Origin of the sequence: Gordonia zhaorongruii, from assembly GCF_007559005.1 — a bacterium.
Lineage (GTDB): Bacteria > Actinomycetota > Actinomycetes > Mycobacteriales > Mycobacteriaceae > Gordonia > Gordonia zhaorongruii.
This window is the reverse complement of the sequence record NZ_CP041763.1, coordinates 2,711,192-2,736,649: the sequence shown is the minus strand read 5'-3', so window position 1 is coordinate 2,736,649 and position 25,458 is coordinate 2,711,192. Positions and strand designations below refer to the sequence as shown.

Sequence of the window (25,458 nt, the reverse complement as noted above, 5' to 3'; positions counted from 1 at the left end):
CGTCGCAGAATTCACATCTGCCACGCTAAGCTGCATGCAGCACGTACGTGTCTGATGTCCGCCGGAGGGGAAGCCGGTGGCCGCGATGCGTGCACCGGAGGTAATTCATTCATGGCTGCAGAAAAGCCGGGAGACAGGAACGAAATCGCCGACCGCGGAGTCGCCAACGCGACGTCGTCGTCGCAGTTCCTGACCGTGGCAGAGGTCGCATCGCTGATGCGCGTCTCGAAGATGACCGTCTACCGCCTCGTGCACAACGGGGAACTGCCCGCCGTGCGCGTCGGCCGTTCATTCCGAGTGCACGCCAAGGCGGTGCACGAATACCTGGAGACTTCGTACTTCGACGCCGGCTAAACGCCAGGTCGTAGTAGTCGCGCTCACGCCCCCTGAGTGTTCACGCACTACAGGGGGTGTGCGCATGCCTGTGTGCGCCGCGGTCAGCGGTCCGATTTCGTCTGGTGTTCATCCGCCCGGTAAGATCGACGATCAGGTCGCTGTCGCCCCGGGTTTCGTCGAAGCCTTGAGTCGGCGACGGCCCCCGGCCGGCGTCCGCCAGTCGAGATGACCGGTCGCCCGGTCGCCTCGCGGTGACCGGACAGTCGGGCCACACAGGAACATCCGTATCGATTGTGAGGGAGAGCCCCATGGGTTCCGTTATCAAGAAGCGCCGCAAGCGCATGTCGAAGAAGAAGCACCGCAAGCTTCTCCGCCGCACACGAGTGCAGCGTCGTAAACTCGGCAAATGATCGATGGACCCGCCCCCACCGGGCGGGTTCCTTCGTTTCCAGGGGCTAGTCTGGTGCCATGTCCGACGACGCGCTGAACGCCGACGCCTCTACGCAGCCGCGCTCGGTCCTGGTGACCGGGGCCTCCACGTTCCTCGGCGGCTACCTGGTTGCCAGGCTGGCCGCGAATCCGTCGATCGAGCGCGTGGTCGCGGTCGATTCGCGAGTTCCGCGCAAGGACCTCATGCGCCGGATGGGCCGAGCGGAGTTCCTCCGTCTCGACATCCGCAGGCCGTCCGTGGCCAAGGCGATCGCCAACTACAACGTCGACACGGTCGTCCACGCGGCGCCGTCGATCATGGACAGCGTCGGGCACTCCTCGGCGATCAAGGAACTCAACGTCGTCGGATCGATGCAGGTGTGCGCCGCATGCCAGCGCAGCCCATCGGTCAAGCGGCTGATCCTGCGGTCCACGGCTCAGGTGTACGGCGCCTCGGCAGGCGATCCCGGCCGCTTCACCGAGGCCACGCGGCCCACCCGGGAGCCGCGTGGCGGCTACGGACGGGATCTCATAGATGTCGAGGGGTACGTGCGCGGCCTGGCCCGCCGTCGTCAGGACATCGACGTCACCATCCTGCGGTACCAGTCGATGCTCGGACCCCGTGTCCGGTCGCAGATGGGCTCGTACCTGTCGATGCCGATCGTGCCGAGCGTGTTCGGGTTCTCGCCGCGACTCCAGTTCCTGCACGAGGAGGATGCTCTCGCAGCGATCGAGTACGCGACGATCAATCCGAGTCCCGGCACCTTCAACATCGCGGGCGACGGTGTCGTCAGCCTCGCTCAAGCGGTTCACCGGTCGGGACACGTGCAGTTGCCGGTCCTGTCCAGCCTGGTCCCGCCACTGGTCGGTGTGCTGCAGGACGGACGTCTGCCGGTGATGAGGTCGTCGCACACCCCGTACCTGTCGTACGGGCGAGTGGTCGATAACACGCGCATGCGGACCGAGCTGGGCTTCGAGCCCAAGTACACATCGATGCAGACTCTCGATGACTTCATCGCACGCGGAAAGACGTCCCCGGTGATCACCGCAGGTACGTGGCGTGAGCTCGAAGGCCGTGCTGTGGCAACCGCCACTGCACTGCAATGACGAGGCGGTCCGCACGTAGTATGTGAAGCGACGATTATCCTATTTCGACGCGTGATTCCGGCCGTCGACATGTGCGTGGGGAGAGGGCAGGGTGGCAGCGGAGCAGAAGCCGAACGACTCGAGGACTGCGAAGGTCATCGCGCTGTACACGGACCCCAGGGGAGGGAACCGGAGCGCCGTCGGGCACCCCAGCACCGATGGGTTCGGACGGCCGGCGGCGCAGGTGACGCCGATCCACGATGGCATCGAGGTCGCCGACGAGCCGGTGCCGTCGTCGACCGCGCCCGTTCGCAACTCGCCGCTGTTCAGCCTCGGTGGCCTTCGCGGGGCCGTGGCCGATTCGCTGATCGCGACGTCCGGTTTCATCCGGGAGCGCATGACCGGTGATTACACGGTCGACGATTTCGGTTTCGATCCGCATTTCACGGAGTCGGTGTGGTTTCCCGCAGTCCGGCAGGTGTATCAGAAGTGGTTCCGCGTCGAGGTGACCGGAGTCGAGAACCTTCCGTCGCAGGGCGGAGCGCTGCTGGTGGCGAATCACGCCGGCACGATTCCGGTGGACGCGGTCATCACCTCGCTCGCCGTTCGCGATAACCACCCCAATGAGCGCTATCTGCGAATCCTCGCTGCCGATATGGCCTTCGAGACCCCGGTGGTCAGTGATCTGGCGCGTCGCGTCGGCGCGACTCTCGCCTGCAACTCCGATGCCGAGGCGCTGTTGCGGGCCGGTGAGCTGACCGCGGTGTGGCCCGAGGGATTCAAGGGCATCGGCAAGCTGTACAAGGACCGCTACAAGTTGCAGCGGTTCGGGCGAGGCGGATTCGTGACCACGGCGATCCGCAGCAAAGCGCCGATCATCCCGGTGTCGATCGTCGGCTCGGAGGAGATCTACCCGATGATGGCCGATCTGAAGCCGTTCGCGAAGGCCGTCGGCATGCCGTACTTCCCGGTGACGCCGTTGTTCCCGTGGCTCGGGCCGCTCGGCATGATCCCGCTGCCGTCCAAGTGGCACATCCACTTCGGGAAGCCGATCGAGACCGAGGCGTACGACGACTCGTCGGCAGATGACCCGATGGTGGTCTTCGACCTCACCGATCATGTGCGGGAAGAGATTCAGCAGACGCTCTTCCGCATGCTGAGTCGGCGCGGCAGCGTCTACCTGGGCTGACCCCCGGTTCGATCGTCTGCGTCTGCGCCGACCCCGGTTGCATCCCGCTGTTGCGCAGCCTTCTACCTGCTGTGGCGGATGGCCCGCGACGCCGCTGCAGCCACGCCGCCTGCAGCGCCGAGGACCATGGCCGACCGGACGCCGTACTTCGCGGCCTTGCGGGCGGTCCGGAAGTCGTACTGCTCCCACCCGCGCACCCGTGCGATGTCACGCAGATCCGCATCCGGGTTGATGGCGACGGCCGTGCCGACGAGCGAGAGCATCGGAACGTCGTTGTGCGAGTCGGAGTACGCCGTGCAGCGCTTCAGGTCCAGCCCCTCGCGCACCGCGATGGAGCGGACGGCGTGCGCCTTGCCCGGACCGTGCAGGATGTCGCCGACGAGGCGGCCGGTGAAGCGTCCGTCGACGCTCTCGGCCACGGTGCCGAGAGCACCGGTCAGGCCGAGACGGGTAGCGATGGTCTGCGCGAGCTGGACCGGTGTCGCCGTCACCAGCCACACCTGCTGCCCGGCATCCAGATGCCGCTGGGCGAGCGCCGCCGTACCGGGCCAGATCTTCTCCGCGATGTACTCGTCGAAGATGTCCTCGCCAAGTTCGACGAGTTCGGACGTCTCGCGGCCGGCGATGAACGACAGTGCCCGGTCCTTGCCCGAGGCGACGTCGTCGGCGTTCTCCTTGCCGGTCAGCTGGAACTTGGCCTGCTGCCAGGCGAAACTCATGATGTCCCCGTACGCGAAGTACTTGCGGGAGGCGAGCCCGCGTGCGAACAGGACGATGGAGGCGCCGTGCACCAGGGTGTTGTCGACGTCGAAGAAGGCCGCGGCGGTGAGGTCGCGTTGCTCACCGGGCACATCGACGCGTATGCGACTGCCGAGTGATTCGATCGCGGCCTTGGCGGACGCCTCACCTGCGAGGGTCTGGCGAAGCTCCTCCGCCGTCTGCCGGAACCGTCCGGCGCGTGCGGTCAGCCACGCGCTCATCCGATGGAGCTCCTCGGCGCGCTTCTCGTCGTCGACCCCGGGGGTGCCCGTGTCACCGCTGCTCGTGGTGTCGTCGCCCGTCCCCGGGATGGGGGCGCCGTCTCGATCGAGCAGGACGTCGTCCGAGAGCGAATCGTCATCCAGATGGACGTCGAACTGCTCCGCCTCCAACTCGCGGGCCTCGTTCAGGTCCGCTTCGGCTTCGCTGTCCTCTGGGTTGGTCTCATGATCGGGATCATTCGATTCGCGGCTCATCGGCCACCTCCCATTCGTCACGATCGCTGCCTCCACCGTGGATCCAGTCCAGCCTATCCTGCGGCCCGAGGAGTGCGCGTCGACCGGTATGCGAGTCCCGTTCGGGTGGCGTACTTTGATCAGCTGTCGGTTCCGGTCGTCTCGGTACGTCCGCACCGGCAGCTCGGACCCGCGCTCGGAAGCGGAAGATCGCTGAACGGAAGATCGCTGACATGAACGCAGAAGTGGAACTGATGACCCGTGCAGGATGCGCGATGTGCGCGGCTGCTGCCGCGCACCTGGAGCGAGTCCTCGCCGACTACGGACTCGTGGCGCGGCTCGTGGACGTCGACGAGGCGGCTGCCGAAGGTCGGCCTCAGCTGCGCGCCGAGTACGGCGATCGGGTGCCGGTGGTGGTGCTCGACGGCGAGGAGCACAGTTACTGGGAGGTCGACGAACCGCAGCTCCGCGCCGACCTCGATGCTCGCAGGTGACGGCCCGGCATACGACGGGTTTCCAGTCGGTGCGACCGGCTTTCTGCCCGGAGTGATGCGGTCGACGTGTCAACGGGCGATCAAGTGAACTAGCCTGGAACCACATGTGCCCATCGCATCGACACCACCGGGGTGCCGCGGGTCGATGGGCTGGAAACGGACGATGCAGTGAGTGTCTTGTTGTTCGGGGTGTCCCATCGGAGCGCTCCGGTGTCGGTCCTCGAACGGCTCACCGTCTCGGAGCACGACCGCCCGAAGATCGTGGAATCACTGGTCCGGTCGCCCGCAGTGTCGGAGGCGATGCTGGTCTCCACCTGCAACCGTGTCGAGGTCTACGCGGTGGTGGAGGCGTTCCACCCGGCGCTCGAGGCGGTCGGTGACGTATTCGGTGCTCATACCGGGATGAACGTCGCGGAACTCACCGGGCACGCGTACGTGCGCTATTCCGAGGCCGCCGTGGAGCATCTGTTCACGGTCGCCGCGGGCCTCGACTCGATGGTCGTCGGCGAGCAGCAGATCCTCGGACAGATTCGCTCGGCGTACACGGAGGCCGACGCCAACAAGTCGGCGGGCAGCACGCTTCACGAACTCGCCCAGCAGGCCCTGCGGGTCGGTAAACGCGTCCACCACGAGACCGGGATCGACCGTGCCGGCGCATCGGTGGTGTCGGTCGCGCTGAACCGGGCCCGTGCGGTCCGAGACGCGAGCGACGGCGCCGGTCTCCCGCCGGCGCGAAAGGCCGTGGTGATCGGTGCGGGCGCTATGGGATCGCTCGCCACCAGTCAGCTCGCACGCGACGGGATCGAGGAGATCACGATCGTCAACCGGACCGCCGATCGGGCGACCGAGCTGGCGGAAGGAGTCGCCGAGCGCTACGGCGTGACCGCGGCGGGCGCCACGTTCGACGATCTGGCCCGCGCGATGACGGACGCTGACTTCGTCGTCACCTGCACCGGATCGGTCAGCGCGGTCATCGGAGTGGGGGAGGTGCATTCGGCGCTCACTCGACGTGCCAATGCGGCACCCCTGATGATCTGCGACCTCGGAGTTCCGCGCGACGTCGACACCGCCGTCGCGCGGCTGCCCGGAGTCCACGTCGTCGACATCGAGAGCCTGCGCGGCGACGAGGAGACGAAGGCGGCCCACGACGACGCGGTCGCTGCGCGCGCCATCGTGAACGGCGAGCTTGCGGACTACCTGGCAGTCCAGCGTCAGGCCGAGGTGACGCCCACGGTGGCCGCACTGCGCCAGCGTGCAGCAGACGTGGTGGAGGCCGAGATCCTCCGGTTGCAGTCCCGCCTGCCCGACCTGGACGGCGGCCAGCGCGACGAGGTGGCCAAGACGGTGCGTCGCGTCGCCGACAAGCTCTTGCACGCGCCGACGGTCCGGGTGAAACAGCTCGCGTCGAATGGTCGCGGCGATCATTACGCGGAAGCGCTGCGCGAGCTCTTCGAACTCAAGCCCGGTGCGGCCGAATCGGTTTCGGCGTCCGAGACGGGCATCGCAGTGCGGGGCGACAAAGACACCCGCTGATCGGGCCGGCACGGACCGGCCTCGATCGTCACTACCAACGCATGAGCAGAACAGGACGGTTCACGTGTCTAACGCCGCGACATCACCCATCCGCATCGGTACCCGAGGATCGAAGCTCGCGACCACGCAGGCGCAGGGGATCGCCGACCGGCTGACCGCCAACGGGCATCCGGCCGAACTGGCCATCATCAAGACCGCGGGCGACGCGTCGAGTGCTCCGGTCGCTCAGATCGGCGTCGGCGTGTTCACCACCGCGATCCGCTTGGCGCTGCGGAGCGGCGACTGCGACGTCGCCATCCACTCGTACAAGGACCTGCCGACCGCGCCGGAACCCGATTTCGCGATGGCTGCGGTGCCCGAGCGCGTGGATCCTCGTGATGCGCTGGTGAGCCGGGACGGACTCGTTCTCGGGGAGCTGCCGCCGGGCTCGACGATCGGTACCTCGTCGCCGCGACGAGGGGCACAGCTTAGAGCACAGGGTCTCGGTTTGGAAATCCGCCCCCTAAGAGGCAACCTTGACTCTCGGTTGGGCAGAGTCGCGAACGGGGAACTGGACGCGGTGGTGGTCGCCCGAGCCGGACTGGTGCGAGTCGGTAGAGCCGACGAAGTCACCGAGGCGCTTGACCCGGTGGTCATGCTGCCTGCGCCGGCGCAGGGGGCCCTGGCGGTCGAGTGTCTCGCCGACGATGCCGAACTGGTGAGAATACTCGCCGAGTTGGACGATCCGTCCACCCGCGCAGCGGTCGACGCCGAACGCGCGGTGCTGGCGGCCCTCGAGGCCGGATGCACCGCACCGGTCGGTGCGATCGCCGAGGTGGTCGAGTCGATCGACGAGGACGGGCGCATCTTCGCCGAGCTCTCGCTCCGTGCGGGAGTGGCGGCCGAGGACGGATCCGACGTGATTCGCGCTTCGGCGGTGGGCCCGGTGGAACGGGCCGCACAGCTCGGTAAGGATCTCGCCGCCGAACTGCTGGAACTCGGCGCGGCAGAGTACGTCCCCAAGGTCTGAGAACCGCGGGGCCGGACACTTCTGGCTGCAGTCTCCGGCAGGAGGAGAACTCTGCGTCCCGGGATCAACGGGGCGTTGAACGAACTGCAGCCCCCTGGGCGGGGGCAGGAGAGTGCGAACGCATGAGCCGTAGGAACAATGCTAAACCCGGCCGGATCCTGTTCGTGGGTTCGGGTCCCGGAAACCCGGACCTGCTCACCGTGCGAGCGCAGAACATACTGGTGAACGCGACGTCGGCGTTCGTCGACCCCGACGTTCCCGCCGGTGTGGTCGAGCTGATCGGTTCAGCGCACGCCAAGGCCGAGCCCGTGCCGACACGGGCGGGCCGCAAGGCTGCCGAGGCAGCCGCGGCCGAAGCCTCCCAGGAGGGACCCGACGTCATCCGTCCGGCGCTCGGAGAGCCGGCCCAGGTTGCGAAGACTCTCGTCGCCGAGGCCAAGACCGGTGTCAACGTGGTCCGTGTCGTCGCAGGCGATCCGATGAGCGCCGATTCGGTTCTCGCCGAGATCACCGCCGTCGCCCGTACCTCGGTGTCGTTCGAGGTGCTCCCCGGTATCCCGGCCGCCGCAGTCGTTCCCAGCTTCGCCGGCATGCCGGTCGGTTCCGGACACACCGTCGCCGACGTCCGCGGTGATGTCGACTGGGCCGCACTGGCCGCAGCGCCCGGCCCGCTGGTGCTGCACGCGACCGCCGGACACCTCGCCGAACTGTCGAGTGCGCTGACCGAGCACGGTCTGGCCCCGCAGACACCCGTCGCGATCACCGTCAACGGCACCACATGCGCGCAGCGCACCATCGAGGCCACGCTGGCCACGGTCAACGACCTGGGCAACGCACTGAACGGTGCGCTGGTGATCACCGTCGGAAAGGTCGTGTCGCAGCGCACCAAGTTCTCCTGGTGGGAGTCGCGCGCACTGTACGGCTGGACGGTCCTGGTGCCGCGCACCAAGGATCAGGCAGGCGATATGAGCGAGCGGCTCGAATCGCACGGCGCGATCCCGCGCGAGGTCCCGACGATCGCAGTCGAGCCGCCGCGCAGCCCGGCGCAGATGGAGCGCGCGGTGAAGGGCCTCGTCGACGGCCGCTACCAGTGGGTGGTGTTCACCTCGACGAACGCGGTCCGCGCGGTCTGGGAGAAGTTCGAGGAGTTCGGGCTCGACGCCCGCGCCTTCTCGGGCGTCAAGATCGCCTGCGTCGGCGAGGCGACGGCGGACAAGGTCCGCTCGTTCGGAGTGACCCCGGAACTGCTGCCGAGCGGCGAGCAGTCGTCGCTTGGACTGCTCGAGGAGTTCCCGCCGTACGACGAGGTCTTCGATCCGGTGGATCGCATCCTGCTGCCCCGCGCGGACATCGCCACCGAGACCCTCTCGGAGGGGCTGCGCGAGCGCGGCTGGGAGATCGACGACGTGACCGCGTACCGGACAGTGCGCGCCGCGCCGCCGCCCGTCGAGACCCGCGAGATGATCAAGACCGGTGGTTTCGACGCCGTCTGCTTCACCTCCAGTTCGACGGTCCGGAACCTGGTCGGCATCGCAGGTAAGCCGCACGCACGCACCATCGTCGCGTGCATCGGTCCGAAAACCGCGGAGACGGCGGCCGAGTTCGGCCTGCGCGTCGACGTCCGACCGGAGAACGCGTCCGTTCCCGAACTCGTCGATGCACTGGCCGCGCATGCGGCACAGCTGCGCGCGGACGGAGCCCTTCCGCCTCCGCGCAAGAAGTCCCGCCGTTCACGTTCGTGATCTGAGGTCACCATGAGTTCGTCGTTCACACGCCTTCGCCGGCTGCGGACCACGCCGTCCATGCGCCGGCTGGTGGCCGAGACCCGGGTGGATCCGGCGCAGCTGGTACTCCCGATGTTCGTCGCGGACGGCATCGACGAGCCGCGCGCGATCGGATCCATGCCGGGTGTCGTTCAGCACACACCGGATTCGCTGCGGCGCGCCGCGGCCGAAGCGGTCGAGGCGGGCGTCGGCGGACTCATGCTGTTCGGAGTGCCCGACCCGGAGGACAAGGACGCGGTCGGATCGGCGGGCGCCGACCCCGATGGCGTGCTGAACCGGGGACTGCGGGCGCTGCGCGCCGATCTGGGGGACTCCACTGTCCTGATGGCCGATACCTGCCTGGATGAGTTCACCGACCACGGGCATTGCGGAGTCCTCGACACCGCAGGCCGCGTGGACAACGACGCCACCCTGCCGCACTACGAGGCGATGGCGGTCGCGCAGGCGCGCGCCGGGGCGCACGTGGTCGGCCCGAGCGGGATGATGGACGGCCAGGTAGCGGCGATCCGTGCGGCACTCGACGACGCCGGGTTTGACGACGTCGCGATTCTCGCCTACACCGCGAAGTACTCATCGGCGTTCTACGGGCCGTTCCGCGAAGCCGTCGGATCGTCTCTGCAGGGCGATCGGCGGACGTACCAGCAGAATCCGGCCAACCGCCTGGAGTCGGCGCGCGAACTGCTCGCCGATGTCGAGGAGGGCGCCGACATGGTGATGGTCAAGCCCGCGTTGAGTTACCTCGATGTGGTGCGCGATGTGGCCGACCGGACGGACGCGCCCGTGGCCGCCTACCAGGTGAGCGGTGAGTACTCGATGATCGCGGCCGCCGGTGAACGCGGCTGGATCGACGCCGACGCGGCGTTCGATGAGGCGGTGCTGTCCATCGTCCGGGCTGGGGCGTCGATCGTCCTGACGTACGCGGCCGTACAGGTTGCACAACGTCTCAGGTAGACGAACTACCCTGGAGCACATGCCCATGATCGACCCGGTGCCCGGAACGTCGGACGCACCGACCCGCCCAGACAGTGTGCGGTTGGCGCTGGAACTCTGGTGCGCGGTGATCGTCGCCGAGCTCATCGCGTTCATCGCCCAATACGGCGTGCTGCGCGATCGCACCCAGGAGATCCTGGACTCCATGGAGGAGAAGGGCGAACCGATCTCCGTCAGTGCCACGTCGATGGCGGTGCTCTCGATGATCATCATGGCGGTGATCCTGATCGTGATCACGGTGGTCGTCATGAAGTTCACCTGGGACGGACGGAACTGGGCTCGGCAGGTCCTCGGTGTGTTCAGCGCCTTCTTGAGTGTGCAGCTCGTCTTCGGCATCGTCGCCCTGTTCGCTGACACCGATTCCGCCGGAGCCGTCGAGATCCCTGCGTGGGCGATGATCTTCGAGATTCTCGGCGGTGTCGCGGCTGTCGGTGCTCTCATTGCTCTCATGCACCGGGACACCAGCGTCTACTGCCGTGACAAAGCGCTGTGGCGTTCACGAAACCGACAGAACGGCGGTCTGTAGATGCTCGAGATTCGGTCCAGACTGTGGGCGGAGAAGCCAGATCCCAACGACCGGCCCTCGCTGGTGGTGTGGGCCCTGCGTCTGTGGATGCTCTCCGGTGCACTCCTGATCGCGCTCGGAGTGCTGACGATCATCGATCACTCGGTGAACTTCGGCTTCGAATTCGGTCCGCTGGCGATCGGCGTGCTGATCGTCCTGCTCGGGGTCGCGTACTTCCTGCTCGGTGCCAACACCTATCGCGGTGAGCTGCAGTGGCGGTCCTCGCTGTCGGCACTCACCTGCGTTGTGGTCGCCATGCTGCTGCCGCTGACGATCGGTTTCCAGAGTCCCGGCCTGGCGATCGTTCTGGCGGTGGCGGTCATCGGGCTCGTCGGTTCGATCCTCGCGTACCGCCCGAAGTCGGACGCGTGGTTCAACTGCCAGCTGAACGGCGATTGCGGTGACGTGTCCGCAGTCGCCGACGATTCCGACTCCGAGAGTTCCTCGTGACCGAACCCGACGAGGTGACCGGGCCGGACGAGCTGACCGAACCCGACGCGGTGACCGATCCCGATGAGGTGACCGGGCCGGACGAGACCGACGAAGAAGCGATCCAGGAGGCTTCGGCGGACCCCGCCGAGGGCACTGAGGACGACGAAGAGTCCGCGGACACGGCGGACGGGACCGATTCGGCGTCGGCGGCGAGGCCCGGCGAGCCCGGAGTCGAAGAACGGGGCAGGGTGCTCTTCGACGAGCCCGGCGGCAGTTGGTGGGTGACCGCGATCGGTCCGGTGCTGATCGGAGCGACTCTGGCCATGGAGATCGCGGGCAAGGGGCGCATCCACTGGGAGGTCCTCACTATCTTCGGGGTGATCCTGATCGGCTTCTCGGTGCTGCAAGTGGTCGCCGCGCGTCGTCATGTGTCGGTGCGCTTGACCGACTGCACACTGCGGCAGGGCGTGAAGGTGCTCGAGCTGGACCGGATCGAGAAGATCTACCCGGAGAACCGGAGCGACGAGTTCGAGAAGTGGGAGAGCGCACCCGCCCTCGGTGAACTCCACGCGGTTCCCCGCCGCCGCAAGGGGATCGGGCTGAAGCTGACCGACGGCAGCCTCGCTCAGGCGTGGGCGCGCGACGTCGATCTGCTGCGTACCGAACTCAGCGAGGCGCATCTCGCGGTGACACTCGGTCTCCCACCCAGGGAGAAGCCCTGAAGCGTGGTTGACGGTACTCGCAGATTCCGCAGCGGAGCCATCGCCGCCGTGATCGTCGCGGTGGTCGTGCTCCTGGCCGGCACGGCGTGGCTGTGGTCGTCGGTGTCGACGGACGGTCCCGAGCCCGGTGCGGTCGACGGCTCCGCGGTCGAGCAGGTGCATCTGGGCGACAGCTTCGCGGCGGGCACCGGAACGTCGCCGCTCGTCGAGGACTCGCCGTTCACGTGTCAGCGATCGTCAGTGAACTTCGGCCAGTTGATCGCGAAGCGCCACGGTTACCGCCTGACCGACGTCTCATGCGCGGGCGCGTGGACGAAGAGCCTGTACGAGGCGCAGTACCAGGGAGTCGCTCCCCAACTCGACGCCCTGGGGCCGGGTACGGACCTGGTGACGATGATGATCGGCGGCAACGACGCCACTCTGTACTCGACGCTGGTCGGGGCCTGCGGACGAGCCGCCGGATCTGATCCATCCGGCGCGCCGTGCCGCGCTGAGCTCGGTGACCGGCCCGAACAGGCGATCTCCACGGAGATCCGGCCTGCTGTGGAACGCGCATTGCGAGATATCCGCAACCGTGCGCCGCACGCACGCATCGTGATCGCCGGGTACCCGTGGCTCACTCCTGCGAGCGAGTCCTGCAGACCCACGGTGCAGATCGCCGATGGCGACGTGTCGTATGTGCGTCGCAACCAAGCCCGTCTCAACAGTGCGATCTCGCTGTCGGCGAAAGCGGTGGGGGTCACCTTCGCCGACATGTCCTGGGCCGCGAACGGCCACGATGCGTGCCAGCCGCGTGGGACCAGCTGGATTCTGCCGATGGTCGGCAGCCCCTCTGGTGTGACCATGCATCCCAACGAGGCGGGACAGCGGGCGCTCGCCGATGCCGTGGACGCGGTGCTGCCCGCGAGCTGACGGTGTCGTCGGCGGTCCGGTTATGACCGGTCTGCGGCGATTCGACATGCCTGGTCGTCGAGGAGCCGATTGGGTACACGGCGGAGCTTTTGGAACACTGGAAGCCATGGCCCCATCCGCCGATCAGACCGCACCGAACACCGAACGCAGCGACGAGCTCTTCCAGCGCGCTGCGCGGGCCGTCCCCGGGGGCGTCAACTCTCCGGTCCGAGCCTTCTCCGCAGTGGGCGGCACCCCTCGGTTCATCACCGAGGCCGCCGGCTGGAAGCTCACCGATGTGGACGGGAATTCGTACGTCGACCTGGTGTGTTCGTGGGGTCCGATGATTCTCGGACACGCGCATCCGGCTGTCGTGGAGGCAGTTCGGCAGGCGGCGACGGGAGGCCTCTCGTTCGGCGCACCGACCGTCGGTGAGATCGAGCTCGCGGAGGAGATCATCGACCGCGTCGACCCCGTCTCGCGGGTCCGGCTCGTCAACTCGGGAACCGAGGCGACGATGTCGGCGGTGCGCCTGGCGCGCGGATTCACCGGCCGAAGCAAGATCGTGAAGTTCGCCGGGTGTTATCACGGTCACGTCGACGCGCTTCTCGCCGATGCCGGATCGGGTGTCGCAACCCTCGGCCTTCCGACATCTCCGGGTGTCACCGGTGCGGCCGCGCACGACACCCTGGTGCTGCCGTACAACGACCTCGCGGCCGTGGAGGCGGCGTTCGCCGAGCACGGCGCGGACATCGCCGCGGTGATCACCGAGGCCGCCGCCGGGAACATGGGTGCGGTCGCACCGGTCGACGGCTTCAACGAGGGACTGCGCGCGATCACCGCCCGGCACGGCTCACTGCTGATCATGGACGAGGTGATGACCGGATTCCGGGTGAGTCCGGCAGGCTACTACGGCATCGACGGGGTCGCGGCCGACCTGTACACCTTCGGCAAGGTGATGAGCGGTGGGCTGCCGGCGGCCGCGTTCGGTGGCCGCACCGAGATCATGGATCACCTCGCGCCGACCGGTCCCGTCTACCAGGCGGGCACGCTGTCCGGAAACCCGGTCGCCGTCGCAGCCGGGCTGGCGACCCTGCGAAACGCCACCGCCGAGGTGTACGAGACCCTCGATGCGAATGCAGACCGGCTCGGCGGACTGATCGGTGACGCTCTCACCGAGGCAGGCGTCGCCCACCGGGTGCAGAAGGCGGGCAACCTGCTCAGTGTCTTCTTCACCGATGCGAGCGACCCGATCGTCGACTTCGCAGGGGTCAAGGCCACCGAGAGCTGGCGTTTCGCACCGTTCTTCCACGCGCTGCTCGATCGGGGCGTCTATGCGCCGCCGAGTGGTTTCGAATCGTGGTTCGTATCCGCGGCATTGGACGATGAGGCGTTCTCGATCATCGCCGATGCCCTCCCGGCGGCCGCCGCGGCCGCCGCATCCGCAGTCGCTCCCGGGGAAGGTTCGTAGATGAAGACCATCGTCCACATGATGCGCCACGGCGAGGTGCACAACCCGGACGGGATCCTGTACGGCCGCCTGCCCGGATTCCATCTCTCCGATACCGGTCGGGGGCAGGCGGAGCGTGTCGCCGATACCCTGGCCGATCACGACATCAGCCACGTGTTCGCGTCGCCGCTGCAGCGCGCCCAGGAGACTGCGACGCCCATCGCGGCCGCGCACGACCTGCCGATCACCACGTGCGACGACCTCATCGAGGCCGACAACCAGTTCGAGGGGTTGCGCGTCGCAGTCGGCGACGGCGCCCTGCGCAAGCCGCGCCACTGGGTGAAGCTCCGGGACCCGTTCACGCCCTCCTGGGGCGAGCCGTACATCCAGATCGCGCACCGGATGCTGTCGGCGGCGAACCAGGCCCGCGATGCTGCGCGGGGCCACGAGGTGATCTGCGTCAGCCACCAGCTGCCGGTGTACACCCTGCGCCGATTCCTCGAAGGCCAGCGCCTGTGGCACGACCCGCGGGTGCGCCAGTGCTCGCTGGCCTCGCTGACCAGTCTGATCTACGACGGCGATGCGCTGGTCGACATCGTCTACTCCGAGCCTGCTGGGGCATCTGACCCGCGAATCACCGGAGCATGAGCGCGATGCGTCGTTCGGGCCGTGTGGCGGCCGCCGCAGTGGCGGCGCTGACCGCGCTCGCCGTGCTGGCAGGCTGTGCCACCGGCGACGACGCTGTCGCACAGAACCAGAGCAACCAGTTCGTCTCTCCTGACGGCAGACTCGTCCTCGAGTTCGCGAAGGGCGACCGCAAGGCGACCGGTGAGGTGAAGGGATCGGATCTGCTGACCGGCGACTCGCTCGGGGTCGCCGATTTTCCGGGCAAGGTGGTCGTGGTGAACGTGTGGGCATCGTGGTGCCCGCCGTGCCGCAAGGAGTTCAGTGAGCTGGAGAAGGTCTACCAGCAGACACAGCCCAAGGGAGTCGAGTTCCTCGGAATCGACTTCCGGGACAGTAAGTCGACCGCACAGGACTTCGTCCGGGACCGCAAGGTCACGTACCCGTCGATCTTCGATTACGGCGGCGCGTCGCTCGCCGCACTCGGAGTTCCGGTAGGGGCGGTCCCGACGACGGTGATCCTCGATCGGGATCACCGCCCGGCGAAGGTCTATCTGAAACCGGTCACCGAGGATGAGCTGTCCAAGGCGGTCCTGGCCGTCGCGAACGAGCCGCGATGACTCAGGCCTACCTGGCCGATGCGGGCGGTTTCGCCTCGACGGTCACCTCCGGACCGCTGCTGCTCGCGCTCGGCGCCTGCGTGCTGACCGGACTCGTGTCGTTCGCCTCGCCGTGCGTGGTGCCGCTCGTCCCCGGCTATCTGTCGTATCTGGCGGGGCTGGTGGGGGCCGAGGCTCCCGCGGTATCGGCAGATGAGGAACGCAAGGCGGGGCGCTGGCGGGTGGTCGGCGCTGCCGGCTTGTTCGTGCTCGGCTTCACCGTCGTCTACGTGCTCGCTACGGCAGCGATCTTCGGCGCCACCTCGGTGTTCCTGGACACCGACCGCCTGGAGTTGATGCAGCGGATCGGTGGAGTCTTCACGATCGTCATGGGTCTGGTGTTCCTGGGCATGATCCCGTTCCTGCAGCGAGACCGCAGGCTCACTCCTCGCCGCTACTCCAATGTGGCCGGTGCGCCGGTCCTCGGCGCGGTGTTCGCCGTCGGCTGGATCCCGTGCAGCAGTGCGACGCTCGGCGCGGTACTCAGCGTCGCGATGGCGACCGAGGGGCCGTCGGCGTGGCGCGGAGCACTTATGGTCACCGCGTACTGTCTGGGCCTGGGTATCCCGTTCCTGATCCTCGCCGCATCGTCGGCGTGGGCGGTTCGGAGCCTCGGGTTCATCCGGCGGAATGCTCGAAAGATACAGATCGTCGGTGGCGTCCTGCTGATCGCAGTCGGCGTCGTGCTCGTCACGGGCCTGTGGAACGAGATGATCGACTGGATGCGGATCGGCATGATCAATGATGTGGAGCTGCCGATATGAGTGAATCGGCGCCGAGAACGATGCAGCGCTTCGTGATCGTGCCGTTGCGCAAAGCGTGGCGCGGCCTGACGTCGATGCGCACGGCGCTCTCCCTGCTGTTCCTGCTCGCGCTCGCGGCGATCCCCGGTGCGCTCCTTCCCCAACGGGACCTCAACGAGGGCAAGACAGCCGAGTACATCGCCGACCACGGCATGCTCGGCGAGTGGATGGACAAGGTGCAGTTGTTCGACGTCTTCTCGTCGAGTTGGTTCACCGCCGTCTACCTCCTGCTGTTCATCTCCCTGGTCGGCTGCCTGACACCTCGCATCTGGGAGCATTACAAGGCGATGCGAACGCCGCCGGTGGCCGCACCGCGCAACCTGCGCCGCCTGCCTCGGCACGTCTCCGAGACCGTCGACGGCGAGCCTGCTGAGGTCGCCGAACGCATCAGCGGCAATCTGCGCGGATGGCGCAAGCGAACCCGGGTGATCGAACCGTCGGAGCGGTACCCGCGCGGCGCCGTCGAGGTGTCCGCGGAGAAGGGATTCCTGCGGGAGTTCGGCAACCTCGTCTTCCACTTCGCGCTTCTCGCGCTCCTCGTCACGATCGCCGCGGGCAAGATGTTCGGCTACGAGGGAACCCGCACTCTGGTCGCCGACGGCGAGCAGTCCCTGTGCAACACCTCGACCGCGGTCTACGACTCGTTCCGATCGGGCGCGATGGTCGACGGAACCGGACTGGCCCCGTTCTGTTTCCGCATCGACGACTTCTCCGCGACGTTCCTGCCCAGCGGTCAGCCGAAGATGTACGACGCGAAGGTGGCGTACACCGAGGACGTGTCCGCCGATCCTGAGGAGTGGCAGAAGACGTCGGTCCAGGTGAACAAGCCGCTGCGCATCAAGGGCGACCGGGTCTACGTGCTGGGCAACGGATTCGCGCCCACCTTCACCGTGACCTTCCCGAACGGCGAGAAGCGCACGCAGACCGCGCCGTTCATGCCGCAGTCGGTGCAGACGATGCTCTCCGAGGGTGCCGTTCGCTTCGACACGCCGGCCGGAATGTACCCGAATCCGGATGATCGCCGGAAGAACCAGATCGCCATCGAGGGGCTCTTCGCGCCGGACCCGGTGTTCATGCACACCTTGCTCGACTCGAAGTCTCCGGTGCCGCGGAATCCGGCGGTGGCGATCCGGGTCTACAAGGGCGACAGCGGGCTCGACGCGGGCAGACCGCAGAACGTCTACTCGCTCGACCGCCGTCTCATCGACCAGGGCAGGCTGAGCCAGAAGGCATCGGTCAACCTGGAGATGGGCAAGGACACCGTCCTCGGCGATGGAACGCGGGTGTCGTTCGACGGCTATCAGCGGTGGGTGTCGGTGCAGGTGTCGCACGACCCGGCCCAACAGGGCGTCCTGATCTCCGCGGTGGTCATGGTCCTCGGTCTCCTGGTGTCGCTGCTGATCCGGCGTCGTCGCATCTGGGCCCGGCTCATTCCGGAACAGCGCGATCCAGCATCCGATGGGGAGAGCGCCGGTGGTGACCGCAGCGGGGTCCGACGTACTGTAGTAGAGGTCGCCGGACTGGCACGCACCGATCAAGCGGGCTGGGGCGAAGGCTTTGAAGAACAGGCGCGCGGGCTGTTGTCCCGCGCCGAGGAACGAAACCGCGGCAAGCTGTAGCGCGCGGCCATTCGGGAAGAAGGCACACTGATGAACGGCGAGATGGTCGACGAGACGCTGGCCCGGTACTCCGATTGGTTCTTCGCGACCGCGATCACGGTGTACGTGGTCGCGATGGTGGTGTTCCTGGTGTCGCTGGCATCGGCCCGCTACGCGAAACTCGAACGTGCGGACGCGGCCGAACTCGTCGGCGCGGGTGTCGGCGGACGCGGCCGCACGTCGGCCGGTGATCGCACTCCCGGCCGCGTCGCCGGTCCCGCACCGCGCCGCGGAGCGGGAGAGCGGCTCGCCTCGATGGCCTACCCCGTTGTCTGGGTCGGGCTCCTCGCCCACGTGGCCTCGATCGTGCTGCGGGGAGTCGCGACCGATCGCGCTCCGTGGGGCAACATGTACGAGTTCATCTCACTGACCTGTCTGGCCTGTGTCGCCGCGGGCGTCGTGGTGCTCCGCAAGCGCGAACAGCGACCGCTGCTCAGCTTCGTCCTGGTCCCGGTCGCGCTGCTGATGTTCATCGGCGGCAAGTTCCTCTACACCGACCCCGCACCGGTGGTGCCGGCGCTGAAGTCGTACTGGCTCGCCATCCACGTCTCGATCATCTCGATCGCCTCCGGCGTCCTGCTCGTCTCCGGAGTGGCCAGCATCCTGTACCTGGCGAAGCTTCGCTGGGCGCCGACGCAGGTCGATGAGACGGGGACCGGGGTCGCCGCAGGCGCACGGCGGCTTCTCGGTCATCTGCCGTCTACCGACGCGCTCGACCGTCTTGCCTACAAGTGCGTCGTGATCGGCTTCCCGCTGTTCGGCATCGGTGTCATCTGCGGCGCGATCTGGGCCGAGGCCGCATGGGGCCGTTTCTGGGGATGGGACCCCAAGGAGACCGTCTCCTTCATCGCGTGGATCGTGTACGCGGCGTACCTGCACGCCCGTGCGACCGCGGGATGGCGCAATGCTGCGGCCTGGATCAACGTCGCCGGATTCGTCGCGCTTCTGTTCAACCTGTTCGCGATCAACCTGGTCGTCTCCGGACTGCACTCGTACGCCGGTCTGTGATTCGGCGGCGGCGAACCGACTACTCGTCGAGGCTGCGCAAGAACTCGGGATCGTCGTCGGGGCCGCGCGGAGCGCCCGACTGCCAGCGGCCGGGGACGCGCTGGGCGCCCTGACTCCCGGGCTGCGCACGCGTCTCGGCCAACCGCCAGGCGACGAACGCGATGGCGCAGATCAAGGCTGCGATCAGGACGTAGATCATGAAAAACGGCACCTCCGTCACCCACGCTACAGCGTGGGTGACGGAGGTGCCGTGACGTCGTACCCCGGGTGAACCGGGCCGCTGTCAGGAGCGGTTCAGGAGTGCGACGACGTCTGCCTCGCGGAAGCGGCGGTGGCCGCCCGGCGTGCGGATCGACTTGAGAACACCGGAGGACGCCCAGCGGGCGACGGTCTTCGGATTGACGTTGAACATCGAGGCAACCTGACCAGGCGTCAGGTTGTGCTGGGTGGCCATGGCGGGCGTGATGAGGCCAGTGACGCTCTGATCCTGGTTCTCAGCGATGGCAGTCATGGTGTTCCTCTCTGTCGGTATGGACGTGCGCTTGTCGTTATGTGGGTTACGCACGTGGTGTGTGAGTTGTTCGATCTGCGCCGGACGGCGGAAAAGTCGTTATCCCCGACCCACCTGTCCATAGGTACACGCACATGGGCCGGTTGCTCGAACGGTCAGGTGTTGGTAAAGAGTCCGTAATGTCCGAAGGGGGCTGATTAGTCGATTGATCACCCGGCCGGATCGAACGACCGGGGCCGTATCGTGGTGACCATGAGTGAAGATTCCGCTTCGACGGAGACGCCGACGCCCCGCGCCACCATGGGCACCCTCGTTGTGGCCGTTCTGCTGTACACGCTGGCCCGCCTCGCGTTGGTCGCGGTGATCGCGGTGGTGATCTACTTCGTCGGAAAGATCGTCGGCGTCGATATCCCGGTGCTGGTCGCCGCCGTGTTCGGTGTGCTCATCGCACTTCCGCTCGGCATGGTGCTGTTCAAGACCCTGCGTCTGCGCGTCAACGACCAGATAGCTCAGGTGGATGCGGATCGCAGCGCCCGTCACGCCGACCTCCAGTCGCGCTTGCGGGGCGACGAGGAGTGACCGGCACCCGGATCGTCGAACATCTCACCGACCGTGCGTGGACGGCGGACGCGGTACGGCGGATCGACGCGGACGCACGGCGCAGTGCGGATACCCACCTTTTGAAGGTCGACCTCCCGGAGTGGTCCCGCGCGCCGGCAGGCGGCATCGACCTGTATCTGAAGGACGAGTCGACTCATCCGACCGGATCACTGAAGCACCGGCTTGCCCGGTCGTTGTTCCTCTACGCGCTGTGCAACGGCTGGATTCGTCAGGGCACCACCGTCATCGAGGCATCTTCGGGGTCGACGGCGGTGTCGGAGGCGTACTTCGCGAAGCTGATCGGCGTCCCCTTCGTCGCGGTCATGGTCGAGGGGACGTCGCCGCGGAAGACTCAGCTGATAGAGGCAGAGGGCGGCATGTGCCACTTCGTCGGATCACCGAGTGAGATCTACTCGGTGGCGCAGCGACTCGAGACCGAACTCAACGGACACTTCATCGATCAGTTCACGATGGCCGAGCGCGCCACGGACTGGCGTGGCAACAACAACATCGCCGAGTCGGTCTTCGAGCAGATGTCCGGTGAACCGCATCCGGTCCCGGAGTGGATCGTGGTGGGCGCGGGCACCGGTGGAACATCGGCCACGTTCGGACGGTATCTCCGGTACCAGCGACACGACACCCGGCTGGCCGTGGTGGACGTCGAGAACTCGGTGTTCCTGCCTGCCTACGAGGCCGGGGACGGAAGCCTCACGTCGGCGACGGCGTCCCGCATCGAGGGCATCGGCCGTCCGCGAGTGGAGCCGTCGTTCGTGTCGCAGGTGATCGACCGCATGGTCGGCGTACCCGACTCGGCGTCCGTGGCGGCAGCCCGGTTCCTCAGCGCCCGGCTGGGGCGTCGCGTGGGGGGATCCACCGGAACCAATTTCTGGGGCGCCTGCACGCTGATCACCGAGATGGTGGCCACCGGTCGTGCGGGGAGCGTCGTAACGCTGCTGTGCGACAGCGGCGACCGATACGATCACACGTACTTCAACGATGACTGGGTTGCCGCCGAGAGGCTCGATCTGGAGCCACCGACCGCCGTGCTGACCGACTTCTTCGAAACGGGAACCTGGCGCGACTGAGCCTGAGGAGCACCTATGGCCGCCGACCCGGATTCAGTCGAGCGTGCTCCGGTGGTGGAAGCGACCGACCTGGTCCGGGAGTACCGGATGGGGACCGGGACGATCCGCGCGCTCGATGGTGCGTCGCTCCGGCTCGACGGCGGCCAGTTCGTGTCCGTCGTCGGTCCGTCCGGGGCAGGCAAGTCCACCCTCCTCCACATCATCGGCGCGCTCGATACGCCGACATCGGGCACCATCCGGGTGGCCGGCACCGACCTGATGTCCCTCGACGACGACGCGGCATCGGAGTTCCGCCGCCACCGGGTCGGTTTCATCTTCCAGTTCTTCAACCTCGTGCCGACGCTGTCGGCGTGGGAGAACGTGGCGCTGCCGATGCTGCTGGACTCGCGTTCGCTCGCCAAGTCCAGACCGCGTGCGGTCGAGTTGATGGAGCGGGTCGGACTCGGTGACCGCATCGAGCACCGGCCGTCGGAGCTGTCTGGCGGTCAGATGCAGCGCGTGGCCGTAGCCCGGTCGCTGATCATGGATCCGGCGGTCGTTCTCGCCGATGAGCCGACGGGGAATCTCGACTCGCGCACCGGTGCCGACGTGCTCGATCTGCTTGCCGACGTCGCTCACGACCGGCCGGATCGATTGGTGCTCATGGTGACTCACGACCGTTCGGCTGCAGATGTGTGCGATGCGGTGGTGACGGTCCGGGACGGTCGGGTCGCCGACGGGCAGGGGTAGGCAGTGCGCGCATTGCGGGCGGCCGTCACTCGGATCAGGGTGCTCGGCCTGCGTGAACTGGCCTCGCATCGTCTGCGGGTGATCACGTCACTGCTCGTGGTGATGGTGTCGTCGGCACTCCTGGTCGCGGTGCTGTCGGTGTACGGGTCGCTGACGGCATCGGTACGGGACTTCAATGAGTCGATCTCGGGAGATGCCACGGTCGAGGTGGCCGCCATCGCCGACTCCGGGGTGGACGACGGGATCGCGGCGGAGCTGCGCCGCGAGGTGAAGCAGGCGCGCGCCGTGGTGCCGATCGTCCGCGGCTCGATCGCCGTCGACGGACAGCCGACGGTCCTCATCGGTTCGGATTACCGGGTCACCTCGCTCTCCGCGCAGCTGCGAGCGGCCGTCGAGTCCGGAACAGAGGAGGGGCTGGACACACGCGACCTGTCGGACGGCGTCATCGTGGGCGCAGGCACCGGACTGACGCAGGGACAGTCGGTGCGGGTGGGCGACCGCGACCTGACCGTGCTGCGGGTGGTCGGAGGCGACGCGAACGCGCTCAACGGCGGCCGGTTCGTTTTCGCGTACCTTCCTCTCGCCCAGGAACTCTCGGGGTTGCACGACGCCGTTGACTCGATCCTGCTGGTTCCCGATGCGGGTGCGGACGACGGCCGCATGCGGGTGGCCGCCGAGCGCGTCGTGGCCGGCCGGGCGAGTGTCGTGGATCCGGGTTTCCGGGTGAAACAGGCCGAAGTCGCCAGTTCTGTGGTGCGTGATTCGACCCTGCTCGTCTCCCTGGTGTCGCTCGTGATCGCCGCATTCCTGATCTTCAACACCATGAACATGGCGGTCGCGTCGCGGCGGCAGTCGCTGGCGATGGTCCGAGCGCTCGGCGGGAGGCGTCGCCATCTGGCCGCCGATCTGCTCGGTGAGGCGGTGGTCTTCGGTCTGGTGGGCGGTCTTCTGGGGGTGCCCGTAGGGATGCTCGCGGGGAGGTGGGCGCTCGGCCGGGTGCCCGTCGATTCGACTGCCACCGGTGTGCAGGTCGGCTACAGCCTGGCGCCGTACATTCCGGCGGCAGCGGTCGCGGCGGCGGTCGTCGCCTGCGTAGCGGCGACGACCCTGGCCGCACGTGCGGTGTTCTCAGTGTCGCCGGTCGAGGCGATGGTGCCGGGGCAGGCCGCCGACGCCGAACCGCACTCGCGGCGTCTCCTCTGGGTCTGCGGGCTGCTCGGGGCAGGGTCGGTCGCGGCGTCGTGGGTCATCGTGCGAACAGTCGACGGCCGTCCGGCGATTCTGGCGGGAGCGGTATACGCGATCGGGGGCCTCGTCGCGCTGTTCGCGGTGAGTCCGCTGCTGGTCGCCGCCGTAGGCAGGTGTGCACGGTGGTTCGCCGGGCCGGGCCGGCTCGCGGCCGTCAACTCCGAGCGGGCGCCCCGTCGGGTCTGGGCGACGGTGATGACGGTCGCGGTCGCGGTGGCCGTGGGCATCGGCATCTCCGGCTCGTTGAGCAACTTGGTCGGATCGATCTCCGGGTCGCTCGATGGGCTGGGCGATCCCGATCTGTACGTGTCGTCGCAGGAGAAGGAATCGATTCCACTCGGCCCGGTCCTCGCCCCGGAGGTCCGACGCGATGCGGCGAAGGTACCGGGTGTGCAAGAGGTGGCCGGCGGACAGTGGGCGAGCGTCAACATCGGCAACGCGCGAGCGCTGGTGCAGGGACTCGAACCGGGCGCCGACGCACCGTTCCTCCGGAAGGCCTCGCCCGAGGCGGCGCAGGCGACTCTGCAGGGACGAGGCGTGATGCTCTCCCGCACGCTGGCGCGTCTGCTCGGTGTCGAGACCGGGGCAACCCTCACCCTCGCTACCCCGTCGGGTCCTCGTGATCTACCGGTGGTCGACACGGTGAACTACGTGTCGATGGACTCGGGCACGGCTGCGGTATCGCTCGACCTGCTGCGCGAGATGTTCCACCGCCCCGGGGACACCTACCTGCAGCTGACGTTCGCGCCCGGTGCGGACACCGATGCGGTGACCCGCGATGTGGCCGGTATCGCGTCCGCGCATCCGTCGGTCGCGGGGACTGCGCTGCACGTCTACACCGGCGAGGAGGCGCTCGTCGCGACTCAGAAGACGGCCGAGCAGTCCGGCGCGTTCACCGTGGCGATCCAGTGGATCGTGTCGGGCGCGGCTGCGGTGGCACTGCTCAACACGCTGCTGCTCTCGGTCCTGGAACGCCGCCGCGAGATCGGGGTGCTCCGCTCGATGGGGGCGGCTCGCCGGTTCGTGTTCCGGATGGTGCTCGCCGAGGCCGGAGCGATCGCGATCGTCGGCGCCGTGGTCGGTGTGGTGCTGGGCACCGGACTGCACGTGCTGTCGGACGAGATTCTTGCCGAGACCACGTCCATCGACATCGTCTACTCGCCGCTGTGGTCCTCGATCGGGTACGTCGCGGTGTCGGCGGTGCTGTGTCTCGTCGGTGCCGTCGTCCCCGCTGCCCGCGCATCCCGCCTGAACATCACGGACGCGATCGCGTCCGAGTAGTTCCGGTGGCGGGATCTGGTTTCGACTCGCAGCTTCGGCTGGCGCCTCAGTTGCGGCTCAACCAGCGAGGGGCCGGTGGCTCAACTGGCGAGGGGGCCGGTGTCTCTAGTTCGGCTCAACTGGTGAGGGGGCCAGCGTCTCGGGTGACGGGGGCGACGAAGCTCAACTCAGGCCGAGGGTGAGTCCGGTCAGGACCGACCACGCCAGCATGGCCATGCCGGTGGTGGCGAGGGACGGGATGAGGTCGCGACCGCGGGCGCCGGCCAGGACCGGCCGGACCGCGATGACGGCGAGCGGGGCGGCGAGCAGACCGGTGAGGGCAGCGCTCGTCGCCGGGGCCAGGCAGACCGTCATCGCGAATGGCACCGCCAGCAGGAAGGTGAAGAATGCGCGCGTTCCGCGATCGCCCATGCGGACCGCGAGTGTGATCTTCCCCGACTCGGTGTCGCTGGGGATGTCCCGCAGGTTGTTCACCACCAGCACCCCGCACGAGAACGAGCCGACCGCGACTGCGGCGACCGCACCCGCCCAGTCGATCCGGCCGACGGTCACGTACTGCGTACCCAGAACGGCGACCAGCCCGAAGAACACGAAGACGGCGACCTCGCCGAGCCCGAGATATCCGTAGGGGCGCTTACCCCCGGTGTAGAACCACGCGCCTGCGATGCAGACGGCGCCGACCGCCACCAACCACCAGGCGGTGGTCGCCGCGAGAGCCAAGCCGCATGCGCCCGCGATCCCGAAGCAGGTGAAAGCGGCCGCTTTCACCGATCCGGGGGAAGCCGTACCCGAGCCGACGAGCCGCATCGGTCCGACCCGGTCGTCGTCGGTACCGCGGATGCCGTCCGAGTAGTCGTTCGCGAAGTTCACTCCGATGATCAGCGCCATCGCTACGACGAGGGCCAACGCGGCCTTCCACCAGACGACGTCGCCCACTCGAGCCGCGGCGCCGACTCCGGCCACCACGGGTGCGATCGCGTTCGGCAGCGTTCGTGGACGTGCACCTTGTATCCACTTGTTCACGGTTGCATCCACTTGTTCACGCCGATATCCACTCGTTCACGGTTGCCACCTGTCAAGCATGTCATGGGCGCCGATCGTCGCCGTGGCGACCGTCGCGGGGTGGCA

At 67.6% G+C, this 25,458-nt stretch carries 27 protein-coding genes; 23 read left to right on the top strand and 4 right to left on the bottom strand.

The window, feature by feature from the left end; all coding sequences use genetic code 11:
- The first annotated feature begins 111 nt into the window (after positions 1 to 111).
- From FO044_RS12705 to FO044_RS12690, 4 genes are all read left to right on the top strand, one after another.
- Positions 112 to 354, top strand: a complete 243-nt coding sequence (locus FO044_RS12705) for a helix-turn-helix domain-containing protein (protein WP_132992255.1) — start codon at positions 112 to 114, stop codon at positions 352 to 354.
- Between the two features lie 290 nt (positions 355 to 644).
- The gene (locus FO044_RS12700; protein WP_003402602.1) at positions 645 to 746 is read left to right on the top strand and encodes a 30S ribosomal protein bS22; all 102 of its coding nucleotides are present in this window, start codon (positions 645 to 647) and stop codon (positions 744 to 746) included.
- A 58-nt stretch (positions 747 to 804) separates the two neighbouring features.
- On the top strand, positions 805 to 1,872 hold the full coding sequence (locus tag FO044_RS12695) for an NAD-dependent epimerase/dehydratase family protein (protein WP_132992254.1): 1,068 nt from the start codon (positions 805 to 807) through the stop codon (positions 1,870 to 1,872).
- Between the two features lie 91 nt (positions 1,873 to 1,963).
- Positions 1,964 to 3,040: a lysophospholipid acyltransferase family protein gene (locus FO044_RS12690; protein WP_132992253.1), complete on the top strand. Its 1,077-nt coding sequence runs from the start codon at positions 1,964 to 1,966 to the stop codon at positions 3,038 to 3,040.
- Positions 3,041 to 3,102: 62 nt separating this feature from the next.
- On the opposite strand, the gene FO044_RS12685 is transcribed toward FO044_RS12690, so the two are convergent.
- Entirely contained in the window at positions 3,103 to 4,275 is a 1,173-nt protein-coding gene (locus FO044_RS12685) for an HAD family hydrolase (protein ID WP_143965763.1), read from the bottom strand.
- 212 nt (positions 4,276 to 4,487) lie between these two features.
- Between FO044_RS12685 and FO044_RS12680 the strand changes: the two genes are divergently transcribed.
- The 15 genes from FO044_RS12680 to ccsB all read left to right on the top strand — a co-directional run bounded on the left by FO044_RS12680 (position 4,488) and on the right by ccsB (position 18,876).
- Positions 4,488 to 4,748 carry a glutaredoxin family protein gene (locus FO044_RS12680; RefSeq protein ID WP_132992251.1) on the top strand — a complete coding sequence of 87 codons (261 nt, stop codon included), beginning with the start codon at positions 4,488 to 4,490 and terminating at the stop codon, positions 4,746 to 4,748.
- Positions 4,749 to 4,916: 168 nt separating this feature from the next.
- Positions 4,917 to 6,281 (top strand): glutamyl-tRNA reductase, encoded by a 1,365-nt coding sequence (locus FO044_RS12675; protein ID WP_132992250.1) that lies wholly within the window; start codon positions 4,917 to 4,919, stop codon positions 6,279 to 6,281.
- A gap of 64 nt (positions 6,282 to 6,345) precedes the next feature.
- Positions 6,346 to 7,290, top strand: a complete 945-nt coding sequence (hemC, locus tag FO044_RS12670) for a hydroxymethylbilane synthase (protein WP_143965762.1) — start codon at positions 6,346 to 6,348, stop codon at positions 7,288 to 7,290.
- Between the two features lie 122 nt (positions 7,291 to 7,412).
- Entirely contained in the window at positions 7,413 to 9,032 is a 1,620-nt protein-coding gene (locus FO044_RS12665; protein ID WP_132992248.1) for a bifunctional uroporphyrinogen-III C-methyltransferase/uroporphyrinogen-III synthase, read from the top strand.
- Positions 9,033 to 9,044: 12 nt separating this feature from the next.
- Complete coding sequence (hemB, locus tag FO044_RS12660) at positions 9,045 to 10,025, top strand: porphobilinogen synthase (RefSeq protein ID WP_143965761.1); 981 nt, start codon at positions 9,045 to 9,047, stop codon at positions 10,023 to 10,025.
- A 19-nt stretch (positions 10,026 to 10,044) separates the two neighbouring features.
- Complete coding sequence (locus tag FO044_RS12655; protein WP_143965760.1) at positions 10,045 to 10,590, top strand: hypothetical protein; 546 nt, start codon at positions 10,045 to 10,047, stop codon at positions 10,588 to 10,590.
- A complete protein-coding gene (locus FO044_RS12650; RefSeq protein ID WP_132992245.1) occupies positions 10,591 to 11,079 on the top strand; it encodes a hypothetical protein in 489 nt (162 codons plus the stop codon).
- Positions 11,080 to 11,129: 50 nt separating this feature from the next.
- The gene (locus FO044_RS12645) at positions 11,130 to 11,783 is read left to right on the top strand and encodes a DUF3093 domain-containing protein (protein ID WP_143965989.1); all 654 of its coding nucleotides are present in this window, start codon (positions 11,130 to 11,132) and stop codon (positions 11,781 to 11,783) included.
- Positions 11,784 to 11,786: 3 nt separating this feature from the next.
- Complete coding sequence (locus FO044_RS12640) at positions 11,787 to 12,695, top strand: SGNH/GDSL hydrolase family protein (protein ID WP_143965759.1); 909 nt, start codon at positions 11,787 to 11,789, stop codon at positions 12,693 to 12,695.
- A gap of 106 nt (positions 12,696 to 12,801) precedes the next feature.
- Entirely contained in the window at positions 12,802 to 14,145 is a 1,344-nt protein-coding gene (gene hemL, locus FO044_RS12635; RefSeq protein WP_143965758.1) for a glutamate-1-semialdehyde 2,1-aminomutase, read from the top strand.
- A complete protein-coding gene (locus FO044_RS12630) occupies positions 14,146 to 14,772 on the top strand; it encodes a histidine phosphatase family protein (RefSeq protein ID WP_132992243.1) in 627 nt (208 codons plus the stop codon).
- A 5-nt stretch (positions 14,773 to 14,777) separates the two neighbouring features.
- Positions 14,778 to 15,368, top strand: a complete 591-nt coding sequence (locus FO044_RS12625; protein WP_132993339.1) for a TlpA family protein disulfide reductase — start codon at positions 14,778 to 14,780, stop codon at positions 15,366 to 15,368.
- The gene (locus FO044_RS12620) at positions 15,365 to 16,171 is read left to right on the top strand and encodes a cytochrome c biogenesis CcdA family protein (protein WP_132992242.1); all 807 of its coding nucleotides are present in this window, start codon (positions 15,365 to 15,367) and stop codon (positions 16,169 to 16,171) included. The genes FO044_RS12625 and FO044_RS12620 overlap by 4 nt, the downstream gene beginning before the upstream one ends.
- A complete protein-coding gene (gene resB / locus FO044_RS12615; RefSeq protein ID WP_143965757.1) occupies positions 16,168 to 17,829 on the top strand; it encodes a cytochrome c biogenesis protein ResB in 1,662 nt (553 codons plus the stop codon). The genes FO044_RS12620 and resB overlap by 4 nt, the downstream gene beginning before the upstream one ends.
- 30 nt (positions 17,830 to 17,859) lie before the next feature.
- On the top strand, positions 17,860 to 18,876 hold the full coding sequence (gene ccsB / locus FO044_RS12610; protein WP_132992240.1) for a c-type cytochrome biogenesis protein CcsB: 1,017 nt from the start codon (positions 17,860 to 17,862) through the stop codon (positions 18,874 to 18,876).
- 19 nt (positions 18,877 to 18,895) lie between these two features.
- Here ccsB and FO044_RS12605 read toward each other — a convergent pair whose 3' ends face one another.
- Entirely contained in the window at positions 18,896 to 19,075 is a 180-nt protein-coding gene (locus FO044_RS12605) for a hypothetical protein (RefSeq protein WP_132992239.1), read from the bottom strand.
- 84 nt (positions 19,076 to 19,159) lie between these two features.
- Positions 19,160 to 19,387 carry a BldC family transcriptional regulator gene (locus FO044_RS12600; RefSeq protein ID WP_280525858.1) on the bottom strand — a complete coding sequence of 76 codons (228 nt, stop codon included), beginning with the start codon at positions 19,385 to 19,387 and terminating at the stop codon, positions 19,160 to 19,162.
- Between the two features lie 252 nt (positions 19,388 to 19,639).
- Here FO044_RS12600 and FO044_RS12595 point away from each other — a divergent pair, with 252 nt between their 5' ends.
- From FO044_RS12595 to FO044_RS12580, 4 genes are read left to right on the top strand one after another with little or no spacing between them, the layout of a single operon-like run.
- Entirely contained in the window at positions 19,640 to 19,966 is a 327-nt protein-coding gene (locus tag FO044_RS12595; RefSeq protein ID WP_235831344.1) for a DUF4229 domain-containing protein, read from the top strand.
- Positions 19,963 to 21,072, top strand: coding sequence for an L-cysteine desulfhydrase Cds1 (cds1, locus tag FO044_RS12590; RefSeq protein WP_143965756.1), 1,110 nt, complete (start codon positions 19,963 to 19,965; stop codon positions 21,070 to 21,072). Before FO044_RS12595 ends, cds1 begins: the two co-directional genes overlap by 4 nt.
- A gap of 15 nt (positions 21,073 to 21,087) precedes the next feature.
- Complete coding sequence (locus tag FO044_RS12585; protein ID WP_132992237.1) at positions 21,088 to 21,801, top strand: ABC transporter ATP-binding protein; 714 nt, start codon at positions 21,088 to 21,090, stop codon at positions 21,799 to 21,801.
- Between the two features lie 3 nt (positions 21,802 to 21,804).
- Positions 21,805 to 24,330: an ABC transporter permease gene (locus tag FO044_RS12580; protein WP_186290551.1), complete on the top strand. Its 2,526-nt coding sequence runs from the start codon at positions 21,805 to 21,807 to the stop codon at positions 24,328 to 24,330.
- A 162-nt stretch (positions 24,331 to 24,492) separates the two neighbouring features.
- Here the strand turns inward: FO044_RS12580 and FO044_RS12575 are convergent, their stop codons facing one another.
- Positions 24,493 to 25,353 (bottom strand): 1,4-dihydroxy-2-naphthoate polyprenyltransferase, encoded by an 861-nt coding sequence (locus FO044_RS12575; RefSeq protein ID WP_244945759.1) that lies wholly within the window; start codon positions 25,351 to 25,353, stop codon positions 24,493 to 24,495.
- Between the last annotated feature and the right edge of the window lie 105 nt (positions 25,354 to 25,458).

What these genes read in the sequence shown, in the direction of transcription:
- FO044_RS12705 (WP_132992255.1), top strand. Translation starts at nt 112, where the DNA reads ATGGCTGCAGAAAAGCCGGGAGACAGGAACGAAATCGCCGACCGCGGA.
- FO044_RS12685 (WP_143965763.1), bottom strand. Translation starts at nt 4,275, where the DNA reads ATGAGCCGCGAATCGAATGATCCCGATCATGAGACCAACCCAGAGGAC.
- hemL (WP_143965758.1), top strand. Translation starts at nt 12,802, where the DNA reads ATGGCCCCATCCGCCGATCAGACCGCACCGAACACCGAACGCAGCGAC.
- FO044_RS12585 (WP_132992237.1), top strand. Translation starts at nt 21,088, where the DNA reads ATGGCCGCCGACCCGGATTCAGTCGAGCGTGCTCCGGTGGTGGAAGCG.
- FO044_RS12665 (WP_132992248.1), top strand. Translation starts at nt 7,413, where the DNA reads ATGAGCCGTAGGAACAATGCTAAACCCGGCCGGATCCTGTTCGTGGGT.
- ccsB (WP_132992240.1), top strand. Translation starts at nt 17,860, where the DNA reads ATGAACGGCGAGATGGTCGACGAGACGCTGGCCCGGTACTCCGATTGG.
- FO044_RS12625 (WP_132993339.1), top strand. Translation starts at nt 14,778, where the DNA reads ATGCGTCGTTCGGGCCGTGTGGCGGCCGCCGCAGTGGCGGCGCTGACC.
- FO044_RS12630 (WP_132992243.1), top strand. Translation starts at nt 14,146, where the DNA reads ATGAAGACCATCGTCCACATGATGCGCCACGGCGAGGTGCACAACCCG.
- hemB (WP_143965761.1), top strand. Translation starts at nt 9,045, where the DNA reads ATGAGTTCGTCGTTCACACGCCTTCGCCGGCTGCGGACCACGCCGTCC.
- FO044_RS12650 (WP_132992245.1), top strand. Translation starts at nt 10,591, where the DNA reads ATGCTCGAGATTCGGTCCAGACTGTGGGCGGAGAAGCCAGATCCCAAC.
- FO044_RS12695 (WP_132992254.1), top strand. Translation starts at nt 805, where the DNA reads ATGTCCGACGACGCGCTGAACGCCGACGCCTCTACGCAGCCGCGCTCG.
- FO044_RS12600 (WP_280525858.1), bottom strand. Translation starts at nt 19,387, where the DNA reads ATGACTGCCATCGCTGAGAACCAGGATCAGAGCGTCACTGGCCTCATC.
- FO044_RS12620 (WP_132992242.1), top strand. Translation starts at nt 15,365, where the DNA reads ATGACTCAGGCCTACCTGGCCGATGCGGGCGGTTTCGCCTCGACGGTC.
- FO044_RS12595 (WP_235831344.1), top strand. Translation starts at nt 19,640, where the DNA reads ATGAGTGAAGATTCCGCTTCGACGGAGACGCCGACGCCCCGCGCCACC.
- FO044_RS12680 (WP_132992251.1), top strand. Translation starts at nt 4,488, where the DNA reads ATGAACGCAGAAGTGGAACTGATGACCCGTGCAGGATGCGCGATGTGC.
- FO044_RS12605 (WP_132992239.1), bottom strand. Translation starts at nt 19,075, where the DNA reads ATGATCTACGTCCTGATCGCAGCCTTGATCTGCGCCATCGCGTTCGTC.
- resB (WP_143965757.1), top strand. Translation starts at nt 16,168, where the DNA reads ATGAGTGAATCGGCGCCGAGAACGATGCAGCGCTTCGTGATCGTGCCG.
- FO044_RS12700 (WP_003402602.1), top strand. Translation starts at nt 645, where the DNA reads ATGGGTTCCGTTATCAAGAAGCGCCGCAAGCGCATGTCGAAGAAGAAG.
- FO044_RS12655 (WP_143965760.1), top strand. Translation starts at nt 10,045, where the DNA reads ATGCCCATGATCGACCCGGTGCCCGGAACGTCGGACGCACCGACCCGC.